Source organism: Clostridium sp. CCUG 7971, from assembly GCF_017590215.1.
Taxonomy (GTDB): domain Bacteria; phylum Bacillota; class Clostridia; order Peptostreptococcales; family Peptostreptococcaceae; genus Faecalimicrobium.
Genome location: NZ_JAFFPK010000104.1, coordinates 1 through 22531 on the forward strand (window position 1 = coordinate 1; position 22531 = coordinate 22531).

At 30.2% G+C, this 22531-nt stretch carries 21 protein-coding genes and 1 other annotated feature; all 21 genes read right to left on the reverse strand.

Annotated features, from left to right (window positions below):
* Positions 1-523, reverse strand: a 523-nt coding sequence (gene rplD, locus JWF52_RS13155; protein ID WP_208334005.1) for a 50S ribosomal protein L4, incomplete at its 3' end; no start/stop codon positions are given.
* A 28-nt stretch (positions 524-551) separates the two neighbouring features.
* A complete protein-coding gene (gene rplC, locus JWF52_RS13160) occupies positions 552-1181 on the reverse strand; it encodes a 50S ribosomal protein L3 (protein WP_208334006.1) in 630 nt (209 codons plus the stop codon).
* A gap of 93 nt (positions 1182-1274) precedes the next feature.
* Entirely contained in the window at positions 1275-1583 is a 309-nt protein-coding gene (gene rpsJ, locus JWF52_RS13165) for a 30S ribosomal protein S10 (RefSeq protein ID WP_042278235.1), read from the reverse strand.
* Between the two features lie 404 nt (positions 1584-1987).
* A complete protein-coding gene (gene tuf / locus JWF52_RS13170) occupies positions 1988-3181 on the reverse strand; it encodes an elongation factor Tu (protein ID WP_208334007.1) in 1194 nt (397 codons plus the stop codon).
* 71 nt (positions 3182-3252) lie between these two features.
* The gene (sigH, locus tag JWF52_RS13175) at positions 3253-3900 is read right to left on the reverse strand and encodes an RNA polymerase sporulation sigma factor SigH (protein WP_208334008.1); all 648 of its coding nucleotides are present in this window, start codon (positions 3898-3900) and stop codon (positions 3253-3255) included.
* A 61-nt stretch (positions 3901-3961) separates the two neighbouring features.
* Positions 3962-4489 (reverse strand): NYN domain-containing protein, encoded by a 528-nt coding sequence (locus tag JWF52_RS13180; protein WP_208334009.1) that lies wholly within the window; start codon positions 4487-4489, stop codon positions 3962-3964.
* Positions 4490-4494: 5 nt separating this feature from the next.
* A complete protein-coding gene (gene rlmB, locus JWF52_RS13185) occupies positions 4495-5229 on the reverse strand; it encodes a 23S rRNA (guanosine(2251)-2'-O)-methyltransferase RlmB (protein ID WP_208334010.1) in 735 nt (244 codons plus the stop codon).
* A 12-nt stretch (positions 5230-5241) separates the two neighbouring features.
* Positions 5242-6000, reverse strand: coding sequence for an FAD-dependent thymidylate synthase (gene thyX, locus JWF52_RS13190; RefSeq protein WP_208334011.1), 759 nt, complete (start codon positions 5998-6000; stop codon positions 5242-5244).
* A gap of 109 nt (positions 6001-6109) precedes the next feature.
* Entirely contained in the window at positions 6110-6505 is a 396-nt protein-coding gene (locus JWF52_RS13195) for a Mini-ribonuclease 3 (RefSeq protein ID WP_208334012.1), read from the reverse strand.
* 2 nt (positions 6506-6507) lie between these two features.
* On the reverse strand, positions 6508-7905 hold the full coding sequence (gene cysS, locus JWF52_RS13200; RefSeq protein ID WP_208334013.1) for a cysteine--tRNA ligase: 1398 nt from the start codon (positions 7903-7905) through the stop codon (positions 6508-6510).
* 124 nt (positions 7906-8029) lie between these two features.
* The gene (locus tag JWF52_RS13205) at positions 8030-8182 is read right to left on the reverse strand and encodes a hypothetical protein (RefSeq protein WP_208334014.1); all 153 of its coding nucleotides are present in this window, start codon (positions 8180-8182) and stop codon (positions 8030-8032) included.
* Positions 8183-8435: 253 nt separating this feature from the next.
* The gene (gene gltX / locus JWF52_RS13210) at positions 8436-9917 is read right to left on the reverse strand and encodes a glutamate--tRNA ligase (protein WP_208334015.1); all 1482 of its coding nucleotides are present in this window, start codon (positions 9915-9917) and stop codon (positions 8436-8438) included.
* 229 nt (positions 9918-10146) lie between these two features.
* Complete coding sequence (locus JWF52_RS13215; protein WP_208334016.1) at positions 10147-11862, reverse strand: proline--tRNA ligase; 1716 nt, start codon at positions 11860-11862, stop codon at positions 10147-10149.
* A gap of 71 nt (positions 11863-11933) precedes the next feature.
* Positions 11934-12137: a binding site (T-box leader), on the reverse strand.
* Positions 12138-12176: 39 nt separating this feature from the next.
* A complete protein-coding gene (ispF, locus tag JWF52_RS13220) occupies positions 12177-12656 on the reverse strand; it encodes a 2-C-methyl-D-erythritol 2,4-cyclodiphosphate synthase (protein WP_208334017.1) in 480 nt (159 codons plus the stop codon).
* A gap of 9 nt (positions 12657-12665) precedes the next feature.
* Positions 12666-13352, reverse strand: a complete 687-nt coding sequence (ispD, locus tag JWF52_RS13225) for a 2-C-methyl-D-erythritol 4-phosphate cytidylyltransferase (protein ID WP_208334018.1) — start codon at positions 13350-13352, stop codon at positions 12666-12668.
* Between the two features lie 104 nt (positions 13353-13456).
* The gene (locus JWF52_RS13230) at positions 13457-14539 is read right to left on the reverse strand and encodes a PIN/TRAM domain-containing protein (protein ID WP_208334019.1); all 1083 of its coding nucleotides are present in this window, start codon (positions 14537-14539) and stop codon (positions 13457-13459) included.
* Positions 14540-14627: 88 nt separating this feature from the next.
* Positions 14628-15698 (reverse strand): DNA integrity scanning diadenylate cyclase DisA, encoded by a 1071-nt coding sequence (gene disA, locus JWF52_RS13235; protein WP_208334020.1) that lies wholly within the window; start codon positions 15696-15698, stop codon positions 14628-14630.
* 2 nt (positions 15699-15700) lie between these two features.
* Positions 15701-17074 carry a DNA repair protein RadA gene (gene radA, locus JWF52_RS13240; protein WP_042278167.1) on the reverse strand — a complete coding sequence of 458 codons (1374 nt, stop codon included), beginning with the start codon at positions 17072-17074 and terminating at the stop codon, positions 15701-15703.
* 166 nt (positions 17075-17240) lie between these two features.
* The gene (locus JWF52_RS13245) at positions 17241-19697 is read right to left on the reverse strand and encodes an ATP-dependent Clp protease ATP-binding subunit (protein ID WP_208334021.1); all 2457 of its coding nucleotides are present in this window, start codon (positions 19695-19697) and stop codon (positions 17241-17243) included.
* A gap of 232 nt (positions 19698-19929) precedes the next feature.
* Positions 19930-21861, reverse strand: coding sequence for an elongation factor G (locus tag JWF52_RS13250; RefSeq protein WP_208334022.1), 1932 nt, complete (start codon positions 21859-21861; stop codon positions 19930-19932).
* A 477-nt stretch (positions 21862-22338) separates the two neighbouring features.
* Positions 22339-22531, reverse strand: a 193-nt coding sequence (locus JWF52_RS13255) for a biotin/lipoyl-containing protein (protein WP_208334023.1), incomplete at its 5' end; no start/stop codon positions are given.

Here is a 22531-nt window from a genome sequence, read left to right on the forward strand (position 1 = left end):
CTTGAACACCTTCTAAGTTTCTTGCTGATTTTATTACGTTTTCATTGTTTTCAGCAGTTACTATTAAAGCTTTCTTTGCAGAATTTACATTCTTTAATATTTGAGCGAATTCCTTAGTCTTAGGAGCTTCCATATTTAAAGCGTCTAATACTATTATTTCACCATTTTGAACTTTAGCAGATAAAGCACTCTTCATCGCTAATCTTCTTACCTTCTTAGGTAAAGTGTAACTGTAATCTCTTGGCTTAGGTGCGAAGGCAACTCCTCCACCTACCCATTGTACAGATCTTATAGAACCTTGTCTAGCTCTACCAGTTCCTTTTTGTTTCCAAGGTTTTCTTCCGCCACCTCTAACTTCTGCTCTAGTTTTAGCAGATTGAGTACCTTGTCTCTTGTTTGCTAATTGATTTTTAACAGCTTCGTATAATACGTGCTCATTAACTTCTATGTTGAATATAGCATCTGATAATTCTATTTCTCCAACATTTTGTCCATTAGTGTTTAATACGTTTAATTTTGGCATTGTGCTTCCTCCTTTCTTAGGTTAGTCATTATTTAGAAGACTTTACAGCTTCTTTTATAGTTACTACTGAACCTTTAGGTCCTGGTATAGCACCCTTAACTAATATAAGGTTCTTATCAGCATCTACCTTAACAACTTCTAAGTTTTGAACTGTAACTTTAACGCTACCCATGTGTCCAGCTAATTTTTTGTTTTTGAAAACTCTACCAGGGAAAGAACATGCTCCCATTGAACCTGGTCTTCTGTGGTATCTAGAACCGTGAGATTCAGGACCTCTTGATTGTCCATGTCTTTTTATTGGACCTTGGAATCCTTTACCTTTACTTATTCCAGTTACATCTATTACTTCACCTGCAGCGAATAAATCAGCGTTTATTTCTTGTCCAACTGTATATCCTTCTACAGAATCTACTCTAAATTCTTTTAAGTGTTTCTTTAAAACGTTAGCAGCAGCTAAATGACCTTTTTGAGGCTTGTTTAAAGATTTTTCTTTAGCATCTCCAAATCCTATTTGGATTGCATTGTATCCGTCTTTCTCAACTGTTTTTATTTGAGTTACAACGATAGGTCCTGCTTCAACAACTGTAACTGGTATTACTATACCTGTTTCAGTAAATATTTGAGTCATACCTAGTTTTTTTCCTAATATACCTTTCATATTAGCACCTCCTATAATTCTTACAGCGGATTATAACTTTCATTATAATCATTCTAAGATAATCACCTTATAGGATTTCATCTTAGGTTGCTATTATAATTTTATTTCTATATCAACACCAGCTGGTAAGTCTAATCTCATTAATGAGTCAACTGTCTTAGGTGTTGGGTTTGCTATGTCTATTAATCTCTTATGAGTTCTTATTTCGAACTGCTCTCTAGAGTCTTTGTACTTGTGTACAGCTCTTAGTATAGTTACAACTTGCTTTTCAGTTGGTAGTGGCACAGGTCCTGAAACTTGTGATCCAGCTTTCTTAGCAGTTTCAACTATTTTAGCAGCTGAAAAATCTAATAATTTGTGATCATATGACTTTAATCTTATTCTTATTGTTTCTTTAGCCATTGTAATTTCCCTCCTTTATCGCACGTTTAATCTTAATATCACGCACGACTTATGCCGATACACTGCTCCGGGTGTGTTGTATTTTTTCAACCGGCATTCGGTCGCTGTTAACTAAGATTTATTCAATTTACTTCATATCTCTCAAGCACACTATTACATTTTATATTATTTCTTGTATTTTTTCAAGTTTTTTTTGTAATTTTACAAAATTTATTTTTTATGTAAAACTTAGTTACAAACTCGACTTGTTTCTCTTTCAAAGCACTAACTTAGTATATAAAATTTCATCCAAATTGTCAAGAAAATATAAGCAGTATATTATTACCTTTTTCAATTTAATAAAAAAAGAGAGGCATAGCCCCTCTTTTATATATATATATATATATCAATCGTTAAATAAGAGATTACTCAACTATAGAAGCAACAACACCTGATGCTACTGTTCTTCCACCTTCTCTTATTGCGAATCTTAATCCTTCTTCTACACATATAGAGTTGATTAATTCAACTTCCATAGTTACGTTATCTCCTGGCATAACCATTTCTACACCTTCTGGTAACTTACAAGCTCCTGTAACGTCTGTTGTTCTGAAGTAGAATTGTGGTCTGTATCCATCGAAGAATGGAGTATGTCTTCCACCTTCTTCTTTTTTAAGAACGTATACTTCTGCCATGAATTTTGTATGTGCTTTAACTGTTCCTGGCTTAGCTAATACTTGTCCTCTTTCTATTTCGTTTCTTTGTACCCCTCTTATTAATGCTCCTATATTATCTCCAGCTTGTGCTTGATCTAATAATTTTCTGAACATTTCTACTCCTGTAACAACCATTTTTCTTGGCTCTTCAGAAAGTCCTACTAATTCAACTTCGTCTTGAACTTTTAATATTCCTCTTTCTACTCTACCTGTAGCAACTGTTCCTCTTCCTGTTATAGAGAATACATCTTCTACTGGCATTAAGAAGTTCTTATCAACATCTCTTTCTGGTTCTGGTATATAAGCATCTATTTGCTCAAATAACTCAACTATTTTGTCTCCCCATACTGAAGAAGTATCTTGTAATGCCATTAAAGCAGATCCTTGGATTATTGGAGTGTCATCTCCTGGGAATTCGTACTCGTTTAATAAGTCTCTTACTTCCATTTCAACTAACTCTAATAATTCTTCATCATCTACTACATCACACTTGTTTAAGAATACCACTATGTAAGGTACACCAACTTGTCTTGATAATAGTATATGTTCTCTTGTTTGAGGCATTGGTCCATCAGTTGCTGAACAAACTAATATTGCACCATCCATTTGAGCTGCTCCTGTTATCATGTTCTTAACGTAGTCAGCATGTCCTGGGCAGTCAACGTGAGCGTAGTGTCTGTTTGGAGTTTCGTATTCAACGTGAGCTGTAGAGATTGTGATCCCTCTTTCTCTTTCTTCTGGAGCTTTATCTATATTAGCGAAGTCTACTGCTTCTCCTAATTGATATCTGTCGAATAATGTTTTTGTTATTGCTGCTGTTAATGTAGTTTTACCGTGGTCAACGTGACCTATTGTTCCTATATTAACGTGTGGTTTATTTCTTTCAAATTTAGCTTTAGCCATTTTGAATTCCTCCTCAGTTTTTATGAATAAATTAATATGCTTATAATAAGCTTATGGTAAGTATTTTACTATTAATCATTCTTGTTTTCAAGATGTTTTTCTAATTTTCTCTTGACTCTTTGAAGAGCATTATCTATTGATTTTACATCTCTTTCAAGCCTGTCCGCTATATATTGATAACTCTTTCCATTTAGATATAGTTCTAGGACTTCTTGCTCTAATTCGCTTAATAGTTCATTTATTTTAGATTCAATACGTTTTAACTCTTCTTTGCTAATTATAAGTTCTTCTGGATCAGTAACCATACTAGTTGCTATAATATCCAAAAGTGTTCTTTCTGATTCCTCATCATATATAGGTTTATTTAAAGATACATAAGAATTAAGTGGTATATGTTTTTGTCTTGTCGCTGTCTTTATTGCTGTTATTATTTGTCTCGTTATACATATTTCAGCAAAACATTTAAATGAATTCGTTTTGTTTCCATCGAAATCTCTAACCGCTTTATAAAGGCCTATCATACCTTCTTGTATTATGTCTTCCTTATCTGCACCTATTAAAAAATATGATTTTGCTTTTGCTTTTACAAAATTTTTGTATTTTTTAATAATATATTCTAAAGCTATTTTATCCCCTTTGCTAGCTTTTAATACTAAATCATACTCATCTTGTTGAGAATTATCTACTACCTCATAATATTTATCATTCGCTACTAACATGTAAAATCTCCCCCATTAACCATTTTCATAGCTATATTATAATCTAATAAATTTAGTATTTTCAATGGTTTCTACGAATGTTCTCAAGTTTCGACAATGTTTCCTTATCTATCCTATCCTCTAACCAGTTTCGCTGGATTTTTTTCCCCATACTACTAGTTTTTTCTCTTATTTTCGCCTTTGCATTATCTAAGTCTAATTTTAATTCTCTTGCAGATATCCTTGATGCACCTTTACCTAATACTATCTGCTGTTCTGCATAGTCATTAGTTGCTACTTTAACATCATCATATTTAGATAAAGAACTTATGTATTTTTCTATATAACTATCTGCTGTTTGATGTTCTTTTGTATATACTATAGTTATATATTTTCTAAACTCCAACTTTTCTTTACTACTTTTAACGTTGTATGCATCAAAAACTATTATCGCTTTTCGTCCTGTAAATTCTGCATATTCAATAATAGCATCAATAAGCTTATCTCTTGCATATTCTAAATCTGTTTTCGCTATATTTTGTAATTCTTCCCATGCATTTATAATATTGTAACCATCTACTATTAAATACTTTTTTATATTTCTTCTCATTTAATTTATTTTACGCCTGATCTTTGCTTGAATATCTCATATAAAAGAATTCCACCTGCTACAGATGCATTTAATGATGTTACATTTCCTATCATAGGCATTTTAACTGTAAAATCACAATTTTGTTTAACTAGTCTAGATATCCCAAAACCTTCACTTCCTATTACTAATCCTAGTGCTCCTGTAAGGTTTTGTTCATAGAAAACTTGTCCATCCATATCTGCCGCTGCTATCCATAGACCTTCTTCCTTTAACTTCTTGATTGTATTTACTATATTGGTTACTTTACAAACTGGTACATATTCTATTGCACCAGCTGAAGCTTTTACTACTACTGGAGTTATATGTACTGATCTTCTCTTTGGTATTATTACACCATGAGCTCCTACTGCATCTGCTGTTCTTATTATAGTTCCAAGGTTATGAGGGTCTGTTATTTCATCTAATATTATAAAGAATGGATCTTCTCCTTTTGCTTTTACACTTTCTATTAAATCATCTAACTCAACATATTTATGTTCACTTACTTGAGCAATTACTCCTTGATGAGCATGACTTGTGCTTATTTCATCTAGTTTATTTTTATCAACATATTGAATTATTAGATTCTTTTCTTTAGCCATTCCTATTATTTTTTTGATAGAACCTTCTTTAGCTGAGTTTGCTACCATTATCTTATCTATTTCTCTATCATTTTTTATCGCTTCTATTACAGGATTTCTTCCTTCTATTATTGCCAAATCTTCCACCGCCTACAAATTCTTAAATTTTTCTCTTATTGAAATTATCTCACCGCATGTCATTTTACCTTCTGGGCAAGGTCCTTTTACACAGTTAGGTCCACTATTTTTAAATAGTATTGGAGCAACTTGTTTTAATTGTCTTAGCATCTCTGTAGCTAATTCTCTTATTTCCCATTGTGCTCTTTCACAGCATCTATGATCTAGGAAATTATATAAACTTCTAGTGTTCATCGTAAATACCATTTTTGTTTCACATGCATTTGGGAATACATATCTAGCATCTTCTATAGCTTTCTTTTCAGCGTCTCTTTTCGCCTCTTTTTCATTTTTTCCAGATTTGATTAAATTATTATAATGTTTTTCAAATAATATATCTACTAACTTATCATAAGTCTCTTGGTCTTTTTTCATAGCATCTATAAATACTTCTCTAGCTTCTTCTATTTCATTTATTTCCTGAGGAATTATATACTCAAATTGATTTAATTTAACATATCGTTGGCTTTGTTGTGAATAACTAGCTATACGATGTCTAACTATTTGATGTGAACATGCTCTTGATATTCCTTCTACTGCAAAAGTAAATGAAACATGTTCTAAAGGAGACTCATGTCCTATATTAATTAACATATTTAAAAATTTATCTATACTCTCATCAGTCAAATTCTTTTCTATATCGTCAACTCCAACAGCTGAATAACATAGCTTAGCTGCCATAGATATAACTTTTTCTGGTTCTGGTGTGTAAGATAATAATTTTACTTTCATTTTTAATATCCCCCTTAGTAATAATTTATAGATACTATTATACCTCATTAATTATGTTATAAAAACATATATTAAAAAAGTACTGCTCTTAAAAGCAATACTTTTTATTTTACATATTATCTTCTATTATTTTTATACCTTTAGATATTATATAATCAAGTCTTTCTTTTTCATCACCTAAATGTAGATATCCTACTAAAGCTTCAAACCCAGTTGCATGCTTATAATCTATTATATCTGCATTTTTAGGAGATGTATGAGATTTTTGATTTCTACCTCTCTTATATATTCTTAATTCCTCTTCAGTTAACTCTTCTTCTATTTCATGCATTATAGTAGCTTGAGCTTTTGCCTTAACATACTTTACTGCCGATTTGTGAAGGTCATTAACTTTTTTATTTATATTTTGTCTAATAAGATATTCTCTTATATATGATTCGTAAATTGTATCCCCTATATAAGCTAATACTAATGGAGACATTGTTATTAGTTCTGTTCTATTCATAATTATGCTCTTTTCCACTTCGTACCTTGTCTAGTATCTTCTAATATTATTCCCTTATCTAATAGCTCTTGTCTTATATCGTCTGCTAATTTAAAGTCTTTATTCTTTTTAGCATCTACTCTTTTTTGTATTAGATTTTCTATTTCTTCATCTAACATATCATCATTTTTTTTATTAACTATATTTAATACACTAGTTAATTCATTGAATTCATATAAACACTTTTTAGCAAATTCTAAAGAAGATTTTTCATCTACATTTGTATTTATAAATCTAGATAATTCAAATATAACACTTATAGCATCTGCTGTATTTATATCATCTTCCATAGCATTTATGAATTTAGCTCTAAATGCATCTAATTCTGTAGCTAATGATTTTTCATCTGAAGTTTCCCTAGATTCTTGTAGATTGCTTACTGTAAACTCTAATTTTTCTTTAGCATTATAAAGTCTTTCTAAAGCAGTTTTTGCTTGTGTTAACATTTCATCACTAAAGTTAACTGGGTTTCTATAATGAGCTGATAACATAAAGAATCTCACTATTTCTAAATCATAAGAATTTGATATATCTCTTACAGTAAAGAAGTTTCCTTTAGATTTACTCATTTTTTCATTATTTATATTTATATATCCATTGTGTACCCAGTAATTTGAAAATGTTTTTCCACTCTTAGCTTCACTTTGAGCTATTTCATTTTCATGATGAGGAAATGCTAGATCTTGGCCTCCTGCATGTATGTCTATAGTTTCCCCTAAGTATCTATTTGACATAACAGAACATTCTATGTGCCATCCTGGTCTACCTTCTCCCCATGGACTCTGCCATCCTGGTTCTCCTTCTTTTTTAGATTTCCAAAGAACAAAATCCATTGGATGTCTTTTTTGACTATTTACTTCTATTCTCGCTCCAGCTTCTAAGTCATCTTGATTTTGCTTTGAAAGTTTTCCGTATCCGTCAAATTTCTTAGTGTCAAAATAAACATCTCCATTTACTTCATAAGCATAACCTTTATCTTCTAAAGCTTTAACAAAAGCTATTATCTCTTGTATATTATCTGTAACTTTAGGATGAACATTAGCTCTTTTTATACCTAATCCATCAGCATCCACAAAGTATTCTTCTATATATTTATTTGCAACTGCCTCTGGAGATATATGTTCCTCATGCCCTCTTTTTATTATTTTATCATCAACATCCGTAAAGTTTTGAACATAAGTTACATCGTATCCTCTGTACTCTAAATATCTTCTTAAAGTATCAAATATTATAAATGGTCTTGCATTCCCTATGTGAATATAGTTGTATACAGTCGGTCCACATACATACATCTTCACCTTACCCTCTTCTAATGGTACAAACTCTTCTTTTGTCCTCGTCAATGTATTATATAATTTCATACTTGTCACCTCGCTACTTTGTTATATCTTACCATAATATTATAGTTTAAAAATCTCAGAATTAATAGTATTACTATTATATCCTCAGTATTTCAAAAAAATCTACCTTTAAAATATTATTAGACTATTCTTCTAAAAATAATACCTTACTCGAGCTACATATTTCAAAAGTTTCTTTATTTATAACTTTTTCTTCTCTTAACTTTTCTAGTATACTCACATACTCACTACAAAGTTCTTTTAATTCTTTTTTTACATCCTCTATACTACTATACATAATTACCCCCCTATATTAAAATAAAACTCTATTAATTTATTTTATAATTACGTTTTAATCTCATATTAATTTTAATGTTGTTTTAATATATTACATTTATCGGATAAAATTCCTCTACCTTTACAACTAAATTCTTTCATCAAATAACTACATAAACATTTACTTTCCTTTAATAGTACGATGATATGACATTTAACTTTAAAATATTTACTTATGCAAAAAGCCCGCCTTTAAAATTGGCGGACTTTTATAATTATATAAGATTGTTTTTTACATAAGATATTCTATTTAAGCAAGTTTCTTTACCTAATACTTCCATAGTCTTTGGTAAATCTGGACCATGCATTTGACCAGTTAATGTTATTCTTGATCCCATGAATAAGTTTTTACCCTTTATTCCATGTTCTTTTTGTATTTCTTTAAACATTGCCTTTACGAAAGCTTCATCTACAACTTCAGCTTTTTCCATTTTTTCAGCTAATGCATTAACTAGCGTTGGTATATGCTCTAAGTTTAAGAATTCTCTACATTCTTCAGTTTCTAACTCTACCTTATCTCCAAAGAATATAGAAGCATGGTTAGTTATTTCTTTTACGTATTGTAATTTTTCTTTAAGTACAGAAACCATACCCTTTAAGAAATCATATTTAGTTGTAGCTTCTTCTTCACTTATAAATCCAGCTTCTACTAAGAATGGTATAGCTAAATCTGTTAAATATTCATCATCTGCATCTTTTATATAATGTTGGTTAACCCAGTTTAATTTTTCAGTGTCAAATACTCCACCACTCTTAGATACTCTCTCTACAGAGAATGCATTTTCTAATTCTTCCATAGTGAATAGTTCTTGGTTATCTTCAGGAGACCATCCAACTAGTGCAACATAGTTGATTAATCCTTCTGGTAAATATCCTTTTTTCTTGAAATCTTCAACTGCAACATCTCCGTGTCTCTTACTTAATTTTTTCTTTTCACTATTAAGTATGTTTGGTAAGTGTACAAATGTTGGAGCTTCCCATCCAAACGCTTCATATAAGTAAACATGTTTTGGAGTTGAAGATACCCATTCTTCTCCTCTTATTACATGAGTTATTTTCATTAAATGGTCATCAACTACAACTGCAAAGTGGTAAGTTGGGAATCCATCAGTTTTTATTAATACTTGATCATCTAAATCGTTAGTATTAAATTCTGTTTCCCCTCTAACTAAGTCAGTAAACTTTATTACATGGTTTTCTGGTAATCTTAGTCTTATTACATACGGTTCACCAGCTGCTATTTTAGCATCTATTTCTTCTTTAGTTAAATCTCTACAGTTACCATCATATCTTGGAGTTTCTCCAGCTTCTTTTTGCTTTTCACGAACAGAGTCTAATCTTTCTTTAGTACAGAAGCAGTAATAAGCTTTACCATCATCTAGTAACTCTTTTATATATTCTTTGTATATATCTAATCTCTCAGATTGTATGTATGGACCATACTCACCTTTTTGAGTTATGTTTCCATTTTCATCTAGTACAACACCTTCACTGTGGTTAACTCCACCCCATGCCATACCAGTAAGCATATTTTCTATTGCACCTTCTACTAATCTAGTTTGATCAGTATCTTCTACTCTTAATATGTATTCTCCACCCATCTTCTTTGCAAATAAGTAATTGTATAAAGCTGTTCTTAAACTACCTATATGAACAAATCCAGTTGGACTTGGAGCAAATCTTACTCTTACGCTCATAATTTTACCTCCTGTAATTTTAATACGTATCTATAATATCAAAATACTATCTCTATTGTAATGTTATTTTGTCCAATTGCTATAAAAACAACATATTTTATTATTATATTTATCTACAATTGTGGATAAAGTTGTTTTTTGTCACAATTAAAATAGTATATATATCCACATTTTAATTAAAATTGTTAATAAGTTAGTGGATTATATATACTATCTAACTATTTTTTAATTATCCTAACTTTACGTTATGTTTTGCAAACTCAGCTTCAACCTTTGATTTAACTTCATCTAAAGATATTACTTCTTTGTCTTGTGCTTCTCTTAACTTAAATTCTACTTTCCCATCTGTTATATCTTTACCAACAGTTATTCTCATTGGTATACCTATAAGCTCACTATCTTTGAATTTGAATCCAACTCTTTCATCTCTATCATCTAATAATACTTCTACACCCATAGCTTTTAATTCATTGTATAAATTTTCAGCAACTTCTACTTGTTCAGCTTTTTTCATATTTACTGGTACTACGACTGCATGATATGGAGCTATAGCTAAAGGCCATATTATACCATTTTCATCATGATGTTGTTCTATTACAGCTGCCGCTGTTCTTTCAACACCGATTCCGTAGCATCCCATAACTATTGGTTGAGATTTACCATTTTTATCTAGATAAGTAGCTCCCATAGATTCTGAGTACTTAGTTCCTAACTTAAATATATGACCAACTTCTACTCCTCTAGCTACTTCTAGTGCACTACCACACTTAGTACATTTATCTCCTTCTTCTACATTTCTGAAGTCCCCAACTGTACCTTCAAAGTCTCTTCCGTAGTTAGCATTTTCTATATGATATTCTGTTTTATTTGCACCTATTATTAAATTCTTTTGATCTACTACTTCTTGATCTATTAATAAGTAATCTGTTTTTATTCCTATTGGACCAGCAAATCCAACTTCTGCACCAGTTACCTCTTTTATAGTTGTTTCACTAGCAAGCTCAAACTCTACAGCTCCACCTATAGCATTAGCAACTTTAGTTTCATTAACTTCTCTGTCCCCTCTAACTACTACTGCTACACTTTTTCCATCTGCATAGTATATTAAAGTTTTTCCAAACTTGCCTGCTTCTATATTAAAGAATTTAGCTAATCCATCTATTGTAGTTACTTCTGGAGTATGAACTTCTTTTAATTCTTTCATTTCTTCATTACAAGTTTCATGGTTTACTGACCCCGCTTTTTCTATGTTAGCTGCGTAATCACATCCTGTGCAGAATACTATTTCATCTTCTCCAACTTCTGATTTAACCATGAATTCAGCTGATGCAGAACCACCCATTGCTCCTGAATCTGCTTGAACTGGGCTATTTTCTAATTCACATCTTTTAAATATATTTGTATATGCTTCAAACATATCTTGGTATGACTTGTCTAATCCTTCTTGGTCTACGTCAAAGCTATAAGCATCTTTCATTGTGAAAGTCTTAGTTCTCATAACACCAAATCTAGGTCTTCTTTCATCTCTATATTTCACTTGTATTTGATATAAGTTAAGTGGTAAATGTTTATATGAAGTAACCTCTTGTCTTATTATATCTGTAAATACTTCTTCATGAGTTGGTCCCATGCAGTAACTTCTTTCATTTCTATCATTAAGTCTAAACATTTCAGGACCCATTACATCCCATCTTCCTGACTCTTTCCAAAGTTCTGATGGTATTAATCCTGAACATAATATTTCCTGAGCATCCTTAGCATTCATCTCTTCTCTTATTATGTTTTGTATTTTATTGAAAACTCTTAATCCCATTGGTAATTGGTTATAAACTCCAGACGCCATTTTCTTTATCATACCGGCTCTCATCATTAACTGATGACTTGTTATTTCTGCATCAGATGGAACTTCTTTTAATGTTGATATTAACATTTTAGACATTTTCATAATTTCTTTCCTCCTAAATTAATAATTTTTAAGTTCTATAACTAAAAAAACCTCTCATCTCTATACAAACGTATAGAGACGAAAGGTTCGTTCCGCGGTACCACTCTAATTAGCCCTAAAGCTCTCTTTATAGGATATAACGGTCCTTACCGTAAAAACTTTTAACGTTCTTAAGCTAAAAGACTGGTTCAAAGACTTATCCTTAGAAACTCTCAGCTAATGTTTCCTCTCTGTAAAGACTCCACCTTCTACTATTTCTTTATCACGGCTTTAAATTTATTTTTGTGATTAAAATAATAATATATTATTTAATATTAGTTGTCAACTTTAACTAACATGCAGATACTTTGAGATGCTATACCTTGCTTTGTACCTGTGAATCCAAGACCTTCTTCAGTCGTCGCTTTCACATTTATATTTTCTATATCCGTATTTAAAGTCCTTGCAATATTCTCTCTCATCCCCATAATATAAGGTGCCATCTTAGGACTTTGAGCTATTATTGTACAGTCTATATTTCCTATAGCATATCCTTTTTCTTTTATTAAATTATTTACAAAATCTAATAGTTTTATACTATCAGCACCTTTATATCTTTCATCTGTATCAGGGAAATGTTTACCAATATCTCCAAGTGCAAGTGCTCCTAATATTGAATCCATTACTGCATGAACTAATACATCTGCATCTGAATGTCCTAATAACCCCTTTTCATGTGGAACATTCACTCCACCTATTATTAACTTTCTTCCTTCTACTAATTTATGAACATCATATCCTAATCCTACTCTCATTTTTTCCTCCTATAAGTTTTGACTCTTTAATATTTGAATTCCCATATTTATATCTTCTGGTGTAGTCACTTTTATATTATTATAAGATCCTTCTATCATTTTCACTTTATACCCTATACGCTCTACTAGCATAGCATCATCTGTTCCATAAAATTCACTTTCAAATGCATTTTCATAAGCTTTCATTAATATTTCATAATTAAAAGTTTGAGGTGTTTGAACTGCCCATAGAACGCTTCTATTAGGAGTATCTACTATATCATTATCTTTATTTACTATTTTTATAGTATCTTTTACAGGAACACCTACTACTACAGCATTATATTTTTTAGCTGCATCTATCGAATTATCTATTATTTCTTTACTTACAAAAGGTCTGGCTCCATCATGTACTAATACGTTTTTGCAATCTTTATCTAGCATTTTTAATCCATTATAAACAGAATCTTGTCTTTCTTTTCCTCCAAATGCTATTTTTATATTTTTAAAATTATATTTTTCTAATATTTCTTTTTTTAAAATATTAGATTCTTCTTCTCTTACTACAACAACTATGTCTTGTATATTCCTATGATTATAGAATTTTTCAATTGTATAAGCAACTATTTCTTTTTCGTTTAGTTTTATAAATTGCTTATTTATATCCATCTTCATTCTGCTTCCTTTACCTGCAGCAACGATAACAACGCCATTCATACATTCACCTCTTTGTAGACTTATATACTCAAATTAAATCATATTAACATATTTTTGTATATAGAAAAAGCCTTCGAAAATACGAAGACCTTTATATATATTAATTAATTTTTAGGTTTTCCAAATATCATTCTTCCTGCTGGTGTTTGAAGAACAGATGTAACTAACACTCTTATTGTTTCACCTATATGTCTTTTTCCACCATCTACTACTATCATTGTACCATCATCTAAGTATGCTATACCCTGACTATTTTCTTTACCTTCTTTAACCACTTGAACTACCATTTCTTCTCCAGGTATTGCAACTGGCTTTATAGCATTTGCAAGTTCATTAATATTTAATACTTCAACACCTTGAACTTGTGCTACTTTATTAAGGTTATAATCATTAGTAACTACCTTACCATTTAAAACTTGACCTAACTTTAGAAGCTTACTATCAACTTCTGCTATATCGTCAAATCTAGCTTCACTTATTTCAACTTCTATATCTAATTCTTTCTGAATTATACTTAATATATCAAGACCTCTTCTACCTCGAACTCTTTTTAAATCATCTGAAGAATCTGCAATATGTTGTAACTCGTCTAATACAAACTTAGGTATTATAAGTTTTCCTTCTATAAAGCCTGTCTTACATATATCTGCTATCCTACCATCTATTATAACACTAGTATCTAAAATCTTAGGAGGTATAGCTTTAACTTCTTTTTTCGAAGTCTTTTCTTTAATTGATGGTGCTAGCTTTCCTATCTTAACTATATTAAATAAGTCATCCTTACTCTTAAGAGCTACTTTAATTCCTAAGTATCCCATAAATCCATATGTAAGGAATGATAATATTCCACCAAATATAGGTATCGAACTCATTAATCCACTTACTAAGTAAGCTATTACAAATCCTACTATAAGCCCAATAGAGCCTAATAATATATCTGTTTGAGGATATCTTGATATCTCTTTATCTACAACTTTAGCTATATCTTTAAATTTATTTAAAACCCAAGGTTCTAGTATATAGAATAAAAGTCCTATAACTATACCTACTGCTACCGATCCTACTAAACCATATGTACCTTTACCAAATGCAAAATTTGGTATTGCTTTTGTTACTGCTGTATACGTAGTCATACCTAGAGTTAACCCAAGTAATCCAATTATTATTCTTGTTATCTTACGTATCAAATTTTCACCCCCTGGTTTTTATCCTTTAGTATTTTTTTATTATAATCCATAATACCCAATATATTCAATAACAAAGTAGTAACATTCATTATATATGTCTATCTAATAATACCAATTGTTTCATTTTTATAAGTCCATTTTTAATATATGTTGCTCTAATTTCACCTATTCCTTCTACATCATCTAAATCTTCAATAGAAGCATCTAATATTTCCTGGAAATTTTCAAAATAATTAACTAAGTTTTCAATTATTGTTGATGGAAGTCTATGTATCTTATTAAGAATTCTATATCCTCTAGATCTTATAGCCATGTCCATATTCTCTGAGAATCCACTATATCCTAATAATTTAGCCATATTAACTAAGTCTACAAGTTCCTCTGATGTTAGGTTTTTTATTTTACGTTTAAAATCTTTAATATCTACATCATGTCTACTATAATCTTTAAATATTAATTTTTGATCAATTTTAGTAGTACCCATTAGCTCATCTAACTGCATACTAACTAAGGTACCTTCTTCACCTAACTCTATTATGTACTTTTCAATTATATTGGTAATTCTCATTACCATTTCCATTTTTTGAACTACAAGTGCAACATCATATATTGTTACTAAATCATTAAATTCTAGAGCATTTAGATTTATTACTGCTTGATCTAGCACTGATTTGTATTTTTCTAAAGTCTGTAATGCTTGATTTGCTTTTGTAAATATCTTTGATATTTCCTCTAATGCATACTTTTGGTCACCTCTATAAACAGTTATTACATTTCTTCTTTGAGAAATAGCTATTACAATAGCCCCTGTTTGCTTAGCAACTCTTTCTGCTGTTCTATGCCTTGTACCTGTTTCTGATGTTGGTATAGAGTAATCTGGTATTAACTGTGCATTTGCAAAAATTATCCTCTTTGCATCTGAACTAAGAACGATAGCTCCATCCATTTTAGCTAATTCATATAAGTATGCCGGTGAATACTCTGCATTTATAGTAAATCCACCATCTACTACTCTCACTATTTCTTCATCTGTCGCAAGAACTATTAGTCCCCCTGTTTTTGCTTTTAAAACATTTTCTAATCCCTGTCTTAATGGACTTCCAGGAGATATCATTTTCAAAGCATGTAGTACATGTTTATTGCTTAGGAAATCCTCCATTATTATTTACTACCCCCTAGTACTATATTTATTGCTTGTCTTAAGTTGTCTACAGGCCATATTTCTATCCCTTTCACATCTTTCACTACTTCATAGTTATTTCTTGGAATAACCATTTTAGTAAATCCAAGCTTCTTGCACTCCGCTATTCTCTTTTCTATAAAGCTGACAGCTCTAACTTCTCCTGTTAGTCCTACCTCTCCTGTTACCGCTATGGTTTCATCTACAGGTAAATTTCTAAAACTTGAAGCTATAGATATTACTATACCCAGGTCTATAGATGGTTCATTTATTTTGATTCCGCCTACAACGTTAATATAAACGTCTTGATTTTGTATTTGAAGGCCAACACGTTTTTCAAGAACTGCTAAAAGCATACTCACTCTATTATAGTCTACTCCAGTTGCTGTTCTCTTTGGTATACCAAAACTTGTAGGAGACACTAATGCTTGTAATTCTAGAAGCATTGGTCTAGTTCCTTCTACAGTAGAAATTATTACTGATCCAGCCACATCTTTTGGCTTTTCTGATATAAGTATTTTTGATGGATTTTCAAGTTCGACTAACCCTAAATCTCTCATCTCAAACACTCCAAGTTCATTAGTCGAACCAAACCTGTTTTTTACAGCTCTTACCATTCTATAAGTATTATATCTCTCTCCTTCAAAATATAAGACTGTATCAACCATGTGCTCAAGTAACTTAGGTCCAGCTAAAGATCCTTCTTTTGTTACATGTCCAACTACAAAGGTTGATATACCCATTTTTTTAGAAATTTTCATAAATTTTGAAGTTCCTTCTTTTATTTGGCTAACTGTACCAGGAGCTGATGATATTTCTGGGCTAAATACTGTCTGTATAGAGTCTAATATTATAAGTTCTGGATTAATACTTTCTAACTGAGCTTCTATCATACTTAAATTATTTTCAGCATATATATATAGATTATCGGAATTTATTCCCAATCTTTGAGCCCTCATTTTTATTTGAGATTCAGATTCTTCTCCTGATATATACAGTACTCTTTTCCCAGAGTTTGCAACGTTACTTGAGACTTGTATTAAAAGAGTTGATTTTCCTATACCAGGGTCTCCACCTACAAGAACTAAAGATCCTTTTACAACTCCTCCTCCAAGCACCCTATCTAGCTCGTTTATACATGTTGAAAATCGCTCTTCTTCTTTAGTTTGTATAGAATTTATACTTACTGGTTTAGAAGAAGACTTATCTATAATAAATACATCCTTTTTAGAACCCTTTTGCTCTATTTCTTCCACAAAAGTATTCCATTTAGTACATTCTGGACATTTTCCTAACCATTTCGATGTTTCGTATCCACATTCTTGGCATACATATTTTGTCTTTATTTTCGCCATTTTAAATCACCCTTAACTTCCTATTATCTATATAATTTTAACATACGTATGGTGTATTATGTAAAGTTATTGAGTTTTTAAATTAAATTTTAAATATTCTTAGCGTATTAATAAATTTATTAATACAAAATAAAGGGGAAATATAATCTCCCCTTATAATATATCATTACTCTTTACTTTCAAATATTATATCATTATCTTTAGCTTTTGCTATAACAGTACTTCCTTTTTTTATATTTCCCTTTAGAATCTCTTCTGATAATTTATCTTCTAATTCTTTTTGTATAGCTCTTTTTAATGGTCTTGCTCCATATTCTAAATCAAAACCTGATTTTGCTATTAGTTTTATAGCATCCTCTCTCATCTCTAATTTTATATCCATTTTTTCTAGTCTCTTAACTAAATCTTGAGTCATTATTATTACTATCTTAGATATATGCTCTTCTGTTAATGAATGGAATACTATTATATCATCAATTCTATTTATAAATTCTGGTCTAAAGTTTTTCTTTACTTCTCCCATTATATTTTCTTTCATTTTTTCATATTGAGTTTTTACAATCATCTCTTCATCTTTATTGGCGCTAAACCCTAAAGTTTTTTGCTTATCAATTGTAGTAGCACCTACATTTGAAGTCATTATTATTATAGTATTTTTAAAATCAACAGCTCTTCCTTTTGAATCTGTTAGTCTACCTTCATCTAATATTTGTAATAGTATATTGAATACATCTGGATGAGCCTTTTCTATTTCATCAAATAATACAACTGAGTAGGGATGTCTTCTAACCTTTTCTGTCAATTGGCCTCCTTCATCATATCCTACATATCCTGGAGGGGAACCTATCATTCTAGATACGGCATGCTTTTCCATATATTCAGACATATCTATTCTTATAATTTGATTTTCATCTCCAAATTGAACTTCAGATAATGCTTTAGACAATTCAGTTTTTCCTACACCTGTTGGACCTAAAAACAAAAACGAACCAATTGGTTTATTAGGGTCTTTAAGCCCTGCTCTTGATCTTCTTATTGCGCTAGCAATAGATTTAACTGCTTGTTCTTGACCTACCACTCTATCATGTAATGTATCTTCTAACTTCAATAATTTATAAGATTCTTCTTCTACTATTTTATTTATTGGTATTCCAGTCCATAGCTCAACAACTTCTGCTATTGCTTCTGCATCAACCAAATCTGCATACTTAGTTGATTTATTCCACTGTTGTCTTACTTCTTCTAATTGTTTTTTAAGATTTTCTTGCTCATCTCTTATTTTGGCTGCTTTTTCAAAATCTTGATACCTAACAGCCTCTTCTTTTTCATTTATTATATTTTGCATTTCATCTTCTAAGTTTTTTATTTCAGATGTTGGTGTAACTTCTCTTAATCTAACTCTAGAAGCTGCTTCATCTATTAAATCTATAGCTTTATCTGGTAAAAATCTATCTGGTATATATCTAATAGATAGTTCAACAGATACTTTTATAGCTTCATCACTTATTTTAACTCTGTGATGAGCTTCATATTTGTCTCTTAATCCTTGTATCATTTTTATAGTATCTTCAACTGTAGGCTCATTTACCATAACAGGTTGGAATCTTCTTTCAAGCGCTGAATCTTTTTCTATATGCTTTCTAAACTCATCTATAGTTGTAGCACCTATAACTTGAATATCTCCTCTTGATAAGGCTGGCTTTAATATATTTGATGCATCTATTGTACTTTCTCCAGTTGATCCTGCTCCTATTATTGTGTGTAATTCATCTATAAATAAAATTATATTTTCATTTTTCATTACTTCATCTACTACACTTTTTATTCGTTCTTCAAATTCTCCTCTATATTTAGCTCCTGCTAACATTGATCCCATGTCTAAAGTATATAATGTTTTATTTTTTAATGTTTCAGGAACATCCCCTGTTGATATATTTATAGCTAAACCTTCTACAATAGAAGTTTTTCCTACACCTGGATCACCTATTATCACAGGATTGTTCTTTGTTCTTCTACTTAATATTTGAACAATTCTTTGTATTTCCTTTTCCCTTCCTATTACAGGATCTATTTTTCCTTGTGAAGCATAGTTAGTAAGATTAATTCCATATTTATCTAGTAATTTAGATGATGTTGATTGAACTTTAGCTGGATACTTGTTCTCTTCTTCTTGCTGCACTGCATATTCGTCTAATCCCATCATATCTATTATTAATTGTACTATTGTTCTTTCATCTATTCCTTCGGCATTTAGTATTTTAATTCCTATACCTTCACCTTCTTGAACAATCGCAAGTAGTATATGCTCTGTTCCTATATAATTAGTTTTTAATTTATTTGCAAACATACCAGATAGTTCTAATATCTGTTTACTTCTAGGACTTAATGTTATATCCGAAGGTGTACTTTCTACTTTCCCTTCTATTTCAATTATTCTTGTTTCTAATATAGTATCTGTTATCCCTAATTTTAATAGTACTTTAGCTGCTATGCCTTCTTTTTCTCTTAATAATCCTAAAAGAATATGTTCACTGCCAACAACCTCATGTCCTAGCTTTTGGGCCGATTCTAAACTTAAATCTATAGCTTTTTTAGCCCTTTGAGTAAATCTATTAAAGTACATTACATCCCCTCCTGCCTTACATCTTATATATCTTAAAATTTATCGATAGTATTATATTTACGATTCCTTATGATATGTGTAATGGTTAATTATATAATTTATATGATTTTTTATACTTAATGTTTACACATACAAATCTATTTTTATAAAAATTTATTTATCTTAATCCACTATATGAATTAGAATTTAAAAGGCTCCAGACAATCTATCTGCAGCCTTTTTTATAAAATTTTTAATTATTATTTGCTAGTAATATAATTTTTTGAGCTATTTGATTAGGAACCTCTTCATATTTTTCTATTTCCATCTCGAAATATCCTCTTCCTTGTGTCATAGATCTTAAATCTATAGCATATTTAAATGTTTCTGCTTGAGGAGCTTGAGCATATATTACTTGCTTTCCTTTATCATCAGGTTCCATTCCAAGTATTTTTCCTCTTCTCTTATTAATATCACCCATTACATCTCCCATATATTCATCTGGTATTGTTATTTTAAGTTTCATTATAGGCTCCAATAGTACTGGTTGTGCTTGCTCCATACCTTTTTTAAAAGCAGCACTTGCTGCTAGCTTAAATGCCATTTCAGAAGAATCTACATCATGATATGAACCATCATAAAGAGTAGCTTTTATATTAGTAACAGGGAAACCTGCAAGTGTTCCTTTTAGCATAGAATCCTTTAACCCTTTTTCTACTGCTGGTATATATTGCTTAGGAACAGACCCACCAAATATTTCTTCTGCAAATTCAAAGTCATCATTACTTCTCTCAAATTTTATTTTTACATCTCCATATTGTCCATGACCACCAGATTGTTTTTTATGCTTTCCTTGAACATCAGCATAACCTCTTATAGTCTCTCTATAGGCAACCTTAAGATCCATTAATTCTACATCTACTCCAAATTTTTCTTTCATTCTATTTTTTACTGTATTTATGTGTAATTCTCCTTGACCTCCTATAAGAGCTTGTTTTGTTTCTGAATTTCTATACCAACGTATAGTTGGATCTTCTTCTACTATTTTATTTAATGTTATACTGACTTTTTCTTCATCACCCTTATTTTTAGGAGTTATAGCATAATATATTTGTGGTCTAGGAAGATTTATTTCAGATAAAGGCTCTTCCTCTCTATCTGATGATAATGTATATCCTGTTTGTAATGAGTTTACCTTAGTAAGTATAACTACATCTCCACATTTAGCTTTTTCTATTTCTACCAAATCATTATTTTTCATTGTATATAAGTTATATATTTTCTCTTTTATATCTTTATTTATATTAAACACATCATTATCTTTAGTAATTTCTCCTTGAGTAACCTTTAAATAAGACATTTTTCCTATAAATGGATCTACTACTGTCTTAAAAATAAATCCTTTAAATACACTTTCTTTATCTTTATATTTAGGTTCTAAATATTTAGATACTGTTTCTAATATCTCAGATGTACCTATATTGTTTATCGTGGAACCACAAATTACTGGAATAATATCTCCTCTTTGCATACCTATAGTTAATCCTTTTTGTATATCATCAAAGCTTAAATCTTCTCCACTAAAATACTTATCTAGTATCTCGTCATCAGTTTCTGCTATAAGCTCCATCAAGGCTTCTTTTACACTCATAGCTTCATTTTTAAATTCGCCCTCTAAACCATCCATATTTTCAAAAACATTGTGTAATTTAATAAACTTTTTATCTTTATAAATAGGTATAATCATAGGCACTACTTTATTTCCATACTTTTCTCTTAACATAGCTAAAGTATCTTTATATCTAGCTTTTTCATTATCTATTTTGTTTATAAACATTATCTTTGGAATATTTCCAGTTAATTCTAATGACTTCTCTGTACCCACTTGAACATCAGTAGTTGCATCTATTACTATTATAGCTGCATCACTTGCACTAAGTGACGATATAACTTCTCCACTGAAATCAAAATATCCCGGAGTATCTAGTAAGTTATACTTAAAATCATTATATTCAATTGGTACTAGCCCCATACTGTAAGTCATTGTTACTTTATCTGTTATCTTAGGTATTTTATTAGTAAGATTTGCTGTATATGATATAGCTTCAATTAGATTTGTTTTTCCACAACCACTATGTCCTAGTACTGATATGTTTCTTAACATATTGCTATCATAAACTTTCATAAAAGCACCTACCTTTTAATATTTATACAAAATTTAGATATTATACTTTATTAAATATTTGTTATTCTCTGCAAGATAACGTTTCTTTACGATATGTAACTTACTTGTCTTTTGTATTACAAATGGTGAGGTAACTAACTTGATTTGAGTATAAAACTATCCTCTTTATACAATATGTATTTAATTAACTTTCTAGACTAATTTATCTTTACCTATTTTTATTCGTATAGATAATAAAAAACAGATTTAAGTATATTTCTATATTAAAATCTTCCTCTCCTTCTTTTTATAAATAAATTTTAATTTTGAATTTATATTAAATAAAAATACATTAACTTTCTCTAAATATAGGTATCTATTTATTATTTAATTAACCCTTAGAATTAAACGTCTTGGTAAGTATCTTTAGATATAAATTGTATTTTCTTAAAATAAAAAATACTCTAGATAATTATCTAGAGTATTTTTTATTTTACTTTATTTTTTCATTTCCATTAGTAACTGCTTATCTCTTACCATTTCATTTTCAGATACTTTTATAGATTTTACTATACAATCTGTTTTTGAAACAATTATAGTTTCCATCTTCATAGCTTCTATTATTAGTAATGGTTGATTTTGTTTTACCTCATCATTTTTATTAACCAATATTTTTACTACTTTACCAGGA

Bases quoted from the DNA above. Each gene is read 5' to 3' on its own strand.
- rplC (WP_208334006.1), bottom strand. From the start codon at position 1,181: ATGAAAGGTATATTAGGAAAAAAACTAGGTATGACTCAAATATTTACT.
- rpsJ (WP_042278235.1), bottom strand. From the start codon at position 1,583: ATGGCTAAAGAAACAATAAGAATAAGATTAAAGTCATATGATCACAAA.
- tuf (WP_208334007.1), bottom strand. From the start codon at position 3,181: ATGGCTAAAGCTAAATTTGAAAGAAATAAACCACACGTTAATATAGGA.
- sigH (WP_208334008.1), bottom strand. From the start codon at position 3,900: ATGTTAGTAGCGAATGATAAATATTATGAGGTAGTAGATAATTCTCAA.
- JWF52_RS13180 (WP_208334009.1), bottom strand. From the start codon at position 4,489: ATGAGAAGAAATATAAAAAAGTATTTAATAGTAGATGGTTACAATATT.
- thyX (WP_208334011.1), bottom strand. From the start codon at position 6,000: ATGAAAGTAAAATTATTATCTTACACACCAGAACCAGAAAAAGTTATA.
- JWF52_RS13195 (WP_208334012.1), bottom strand. From the start codon at position 6,505: ATGAATAGAACAGAACTAATAACAATGTCTCCATTAGTATTAGCTTAT.
- cysS (WP_208334013.1), bottom strand. From the start codon at position 7,905: ATGAAATTATATAATACATTGACGAGGACAAAAGAAGAGTTTGTACCA.
- JWF52_RS13205 (WP_208334014.1), bottom strand. From the start codon at position 8,182: ATGTATAGTAGTATAGAGGATGTAAAAAAAGAATTAAAAGAACTTTGT.
- gltX (WP_208334015.1), bottom strand. From the start codon at position 9,917: ATGAGCGTAAGAGTAAGATTTGCTCCAAGTCCAACTGGATTTGTTCAT.
- JWF52_RS13215 (WP_208334016.1), bottom strand. From the start codon at position 11,862: ATGAAAATGTCTAAAATGTTAATATCAACATTAAAAGAAGTTCCATCT.
- ispF (WP_208334017.1), bottom strand. From the start codon at position 12,656: ATGAGAGTAGGATTAGGATATGATGTTCATAAATTAGTAGAAGGAAGA.
- ispD (WP_208334018.1), bottom strand. From the start codon at position 13,352: ATGAATGGCGTTGTTATCGTTGCTGCAGGTAAAGGAAGCAGAATGAAG.
- disA (WP_208334020.1), bottom strand. From the start codon at position 15,698: ATGGAGGATTTCCTAAGCAATAAACATGTACTACATGCTTTGAAAATG.
- radA (WP_042278167.1), bottom strand. From the start codon at position 17,074: ATGGCGAAAATAAAGACAAAATATGTATGCCAAGAATGTGGATACGAA.
- JWF52_RS13245 (WP_208334021.1), bottom strand. From the start codon at position 19,697: ATGTACTTTAATAGATTTACTCAAAGGGCTAAAAAAGCTATAGATTTA.
- JWF52_RS13250 (WP_208334022.1), bottom strand. From the start codon at position 21,861: ATGAAAGTTTATGATAGCAATATGTTAAGAAACATATCAGTACTAGGA.